At 65.5% G+C, this 400-nt stretch carries 1 protein-coding gene; it reads left to right on the forward strand.

What is annotated here, in order from left to right; all coding sequences use genetic code 11:
* Positions 1 to 47: 47 nt before the first annotated feature.
* The coding region (locus tag RNB18_RS53140) for an N-acetylmuramoyl-L-alanine amidase (RefSeq protein ID WP_311721196.1) at positions 48 to 400 on the forward strand (353 nt) is incomplete at its 3' end.

A 400-nucleotide genomic window follows, 5' to 3' on the forward strand; every position in this document is an offset into this window, starting at 1 on the left:
GTGCGGCACCGGCCCGACCCGGCGGACGTCCGCACACCATCACGCGAATGACGTTGCACCACAGCGCTGTTGTTCTCGGCGAGAATCGACTTGCCCCCAGCCGGCTACGTCAGCACCAGCGCTACCACCAGCATGACCATGGGTGGATCGACATCGCCTACCACGTCGGCGTCGATCGCAACGGCAACATCTACGAACTACGCACCCCCGAACTCGCCGGCGACACCGCGACCAACTACGACCCCGCCGGGCACTTCCTCGTCCTATGCGAGGGCGACTTCGACCAAGAACCCGTCACCGACGCCCAACTCACGGGTGCGGCAACAGCATTCGCCTGGGCAGCCCAACAATTTCATCTGGCCAGCGGGACTCTCGGCGGGCACCGGGACTTCGCCGACAC

The organism is Streptomyces doebereineriae, from assembly GCF_031845645.1.
Classification (GTDB): Bacteria; Actinomycetota; Actinomycetes; order Streptomycetales; family Streptomycetaceae; genus Streptomyces; species Streptomyces canus.